At 61.2% G+C, this 4646-nt stretch carries 4 protein-coding genes; 3 read left to right on the forward strand and 1 reads right to left on the reverse strand.

Going from position 1 to position 4646, the window contains the following annotated elements; translation table 11 throughout:
- From EN914_RS24950 to EN914_RS24960, 3 genes are all read left to right on the forward strand, one after another.
- On the forward strand, nt 1–2922 hold a 2922-nt coding region (locus tag EN914_RS24950), incomplete at its 5' end, for a vitamin B12-dependent ribonucleotide reductase (RefSeq protein WP_127389328.1).
- Nucleotides 2923–3050: 128 nt separating this feature from the next.
- Nucleotides 3051–3128, forward strand: a complete 78-nt coding sequence (locus EN914_RS39350) for a hypothetical protein (RefSeq protein ID WP_245265364.1) — start codon at nt 3051–3053, stop codon at nt 3126–3128.
- A 4-nt stretch (nt 3129–3132) separates the two neighbouring features.
- A complete protein-coding gene (locus EN914_RS24960; RefSeq protein ID WP_024504399.1) occupies nt 3133–3339 on the forward strand; it encodes a type II toxin-antitoxin system HicB family antitoxin in 207 nt (68 codons plus the stop codon).
- A gap of 342 nt (nt 3340–3681) precedes the next feature.
- On the opposite strand, the gene fghA is transcribed toward EN914_RS24960, so the two are convergent.
- Entirely contained in the window at nt 3682–4512 is an 831-nt protein-coding gene (gene fghA, locus EN914_RS24970; RefSeq protein WP_024504398.1) for an S-formylglutathione hydrolase, read from the reverse strand.
- Between the last annotated feature and the right edge of the window lie 134 nt (nt 4513–4646).

The raw sequence follows: 4646 nt of genomic DNA on the forward strand, positions 1-4646 counted from the left end.
CACCCCGATATCGAGGAATTCATCGACTGGAAGGTCAATGAAGAGCAGAAGGTCGCCTCGCTGGTGACCGGCTCCAAGATCGTGAAGAAGCATCTCGAAGCGATCATGAAGGCCTGCGTCAACTGCGAAGGCAATGGCGACGACTGCTTCGATCCGTCGATCAACTCCGCGCTGAAGCGCGAGATCAAGGCGGCCAAGAAGTCGGCCGTGCCGGAGAACTACATCTACCGCGTCATCCAGTTCGCCAAGCAGGGCTATAGCTCGATGTCGTTCAAGACCTACGACACAGACTGGGATTCGGACGCCTACCTTACGGTTTCGGGCCAGAATTCCAACAATTCGGTGTCGCTGAAGGACAATTTCCTGCGTGCCGTCGAGGACGATGCCGACTGGCACCTGACCGCCCGCAAGGACGGCAAGGTGCTGAAGACGCTGAAGGCCAGGGATCTCTGGGAAAAGATCGGTTACGCCGCCTGGGCGTCGGCCGATCCGGGCCTGCATTTCAACACGACGATGAACGACTGGCACACCTGCGCTTCGGCCGGTGCGATCCGGGCGTCCAACCCGTGCTCCGAATACATGTTCCTCGACGACACGGCCTGCAATCTCGCCTCGATCAATCTGCTGCCCTACCGCAACGCCGACGGCACGATCGACATCGCAGCCTACGAGCACACGGTGCGGCTTTGGACCATCGTGCTCGAAATCTCCGTCATGATGGCGCAGTTCCCGTCGAAGGAGATCGCCAAGCAGTCCTACGAATACCGCACGCTCGGCCTCGGCTATGCCAATATCGGCGGCCTGCTGATGACGTCGGGCATTCCCTACGACTCCGACGAAGGCCGCGCGATCTGCGCCGCACTCACCGCGATCATGACCGGCATGGCCTATGCCACCTCGGCCGAGATGGCCGGCGAACTCGGCGCCTTCGCCGACTACGACCGCAATGCGCAGAACATGCTGCGCGTCATGCGCAACCATCGCCGTGCCGCCTATGGCGAGAAGCAGGGCTACGAGAAGCTCGCCGTCAACCCGGTGCCGCTCGTCGCTTCCGACCTGAAGCAGCAGGACCTTGCAACCCACGCCAAGGCCGCCTGGGACCGCGCCATCGAACTCGGCGAGGAGCATGGCTACCGCAACGCGCAGGCGACCGTCATCGCGCCGACCGGCACGATCGGCCTGGTCATGGATTGCGACACCACCGGCATCGAGCCCGACTTCGCGCTGGTGAAGTTCAAGAAGCTGGCCGGCGGCGGCTATTTCAAGATCATCAACCGCGCCGTGCCGGAAGCGCTGCGCACGCTCGGCTATTCCGAAGCCCAGATCGCCGAAATGGAAGCCTATGCGGTCGGCCACGGCAACCTCAACCAGGCGCCCGCGATCAACCCCGGCGCGCTCAAGGCCAAGGGCTTCACCGACGAGAAGATCGCGGCGCTCAACGCAGCCTTGAAGTCGGCCTTCGACATCAAGTTCGTCTTCAACCAGTGGACGCTCGGCGCTGACTGGGTGAAGGAGACGTTCGGCTTCACCGACGAGCAGCTCAACGATTTCTCGTTCGAGATGCTGCCGGCGCTCGGCTTCTCCCGCAAGGACATCGAGGCCGCCAACATCCATGTCTGCGGTGCCATGACGCTGGAAGGCGCGCCCTTCCTCAAGGCCGAACACCTGGCGGTTTTCGACTGCGCCAGCCCGTGCGGCAAGATCGGCAAGCGCTCGCTGTCTATCAACAGCCACATCCAGATGATGGCGGCGGCACAGCCCTTCATCTCCGGCGCCATCTCAAAGACCATCAACATGCCCAACGATGCGACGGTGGAAGACGCCAAGGGCGCCTACATGCTGTCGTGGAAGCTGGCGCTGAAGGCCAACGCGCTCTACCGCGACGGCTCGAAACTGTCGCAGCCGCTCAATTCCTCGCTGCTCGCCGATGGCGAGGACGACGAGGATGAAGCCGTCGAGCAGCTGCTCGCCGCACCTGCGGCAGCACGTGCCGCACAGATCACCGAGCGGATCGTCGAGCGCATCATCGAGCGCGTGTCGCGCGAGCAGGAAAAGCTGCCCGGCCGCCGCAAGGGTTACACGCAGAAAGCCAAGATCGGTGGCAACACCATCTTCCTGCGCACCGGCGAATATGACGATGGCCGTCTCGGCGAGATCTTCATCGACATGAACAAGGAAGGCGCGACTTTGCGTGGCCTTCTCAACAACTTCGCCATCGCCATCTCGCTGGGCCTGCAATATGGCGTGCCACTCGACGAATATGTGCACGCCTTCACCTTCACCAAGTTCGAGCCGGCCGGCATGGTGCAGGGCAATGACGCCATCAAGAGCGCGACGTCGATCCTCGACTACGTGTTCCGCGAGCTGGCGATCTCCTACCTCGGCCGCAACGATCTCGCCCATGTCGACCAGTCGGACTTTTCCAACACCGCACTTGGCCGTGGCATCAGCGAAGGCAAGACCGATGCGGTCTCCAAGGGCCTGACCCGTGGCGCCTCGCCGGTGAAGCTGGTGTCGCGCGTCAGCGGCAACGATCCGAAAGGCTTTGCGGCCCCATCGGGCGCCCCTGCCCGCTCGGCACCGACCGCCTTCTCCGGCTCCAACGTGCTGGCGCTGAAACCCGCCAGCGACGAAGCGGTCGCCTACAAGCGCGATTATGAGGAGCGGGCAAAGGAATTGGCCGAGGACATCGCCTTCGAGGAAGCGGCGGGTGCTGCCTCCGATACCACGGCTGCGCTGTTCACCGACGCCGCGGCCGTCGAGGCGGCCGAAGCAAAAAAACTCGCCAACGACCGCCGCGCCAAATCGCTGCTCCAGGGCTACACCGGCAATTCCTGCTCCGAGTGCCAGAATTTTACGATGGTGCGGAACGGGACCTGCGAGAAGTGCGATACGTGTGGCTCGACGAGCGGGTGCAGCTGAGATCTAGTGCCACCTCGGCTTACAGTTCGCGAGATCATTCGCCTGCTGGAGGCCGATGGCTGGTATCTGGTTGCAACAAGGGCAGCCATCGCCAATATAAGCATGAAGTCAAAGCCGGCCGCGTCACCGTGGCTGGCAAGCCGTCTGAAGAGGTTGCGCCAGGAACACTGAACAGCATCCTCAAGCAGTCAGGTTTGAAGGAGTGATGACATGCGTTACGCGGTGGTGATTGAAAAAGCAGGAAATAATTTTTCTGCCTATGTGCCGGACCTACCCGGCTGCATCGCGACAGGTGCCACTGTGCCTGAAGTGGAAACCGAGATTCGCGATGCAATACGCTTTCACATCGAAGGTTTGCGAGCCGACGGGCTGGATGTGCCCAAGGGTGTCAGCCTCGCGGAATACGTAGAGGCATAGAGGCAGGCCTCCACTCGATCCGGATCAGGCTCTGGTCCGGGCGTCTAACTCGCCGGCAACACCCTTAGCGTCTGCTTGTCAAACAACAGCTCGTCCTGGCCGATGCGGACGAACAGCAGCTTCCGACCCTCGCCCAAGGGTACTTCGAAATACTGGATGCCATCAGGCATTTCGCCCCAGCAGCCGCAGGGTGGGTCGGGAACCTCATCGGGGCTGGCCAGTGCTTTCAGTATTTTCGCAATCCAGGGATGTGTAGCGTTTGACGGCGGCAAGCGCGGCGCTCTCGGTGTAAGGCGTCGCAATAACTTGTTTGCATCTGGCCATGCCTTCGGCCTGCCCAGATCAAAGCCTCTCAGCATGCCATCTCAGATGGTCGTCCATGAAGCTGGAGATGAAAAGATACGAGTGATCGTATCCATCCTGCATCCGCAGCTTTAGCGGAATACCTGCTTTGGCGCAGGCCGCCTCAAGCAGCCAAGGCCTCAGCCCGTCGTCAAGAAATCCATCCGACGTTCCCTGATCCACCAAAAATTCGGGGAAACGGTATCCGTCGTCGATGAGCGACGTCGCGTCGCAGCTTCGCCACGAGGCCTCATCCTTGCCGAGATACTTCTCAAAGGCCGGTTTCGACCAGCCGGCGGTGCTTGGCTGGGCGATCGGGGCGAACGCCGAGCAGCTCTTGAAACGTTGCGGATTCTTCAAGGCAATCGTCAGCGCGCCATGCCCGCCCATCGAATGGCCAAAGATTGCCTGGCGCGCCATATCGGCTGGAAATTCAGCCGCGATGAGGGCCGGCAACTCCTCGGCGACATAGGAATACATACGATAGTTCTTCGCATAAGGCTCTTGCGTCGCATCGAGATAGAAGCCGGCGCCGGAGCCGAACTGCCAGTTGTCTTTTTCATCCGGAATGTCGGCCCCGCGCGGGCTGGTGTCGGGACAAACGACGATCAGGCCGAGCTCGGCGGCCATGCGCCTGTACTCGCCCTTGTCCATTACATTGGCGTGGGTACACGTCAGGCCTGAGAGATACCACACAACGGGACAAGGCGCCTCCCGCGCCTGCGGAGGTATGAAAACGGCAAAAGTCATGTCGCAACGGCAACTCGTCGACAAATGGGAATAGACGCCCTGCACGCCGCCATGGGCTTTCGTTTGAGAGATGATTTTCATGTGTTCTCCACGTTGGAGGTCGAATGACGGTCGGCCCCACCACTACCCCAGCGGCAAGCACTTGCGTCCTGCCATCGTATGGTTCCTGTGTCGACGGATCTCAGCGCGGAAAAAGAACCTCGCCCATTCCGAGC

Origin of the sequence: Mesorhizobium sp. M7A.F.Ca.CA.001.08.2.1 (assembly GCF_003998455.1) — a bacterium.
Classification (GTDB): domain Bacteria; phylum Pseudomonadota; class Alphaproteobacteria; order Rhizobiales; family Rhizobiaceae; genus Mesorhizobium; species Mesorhizobium ciceri.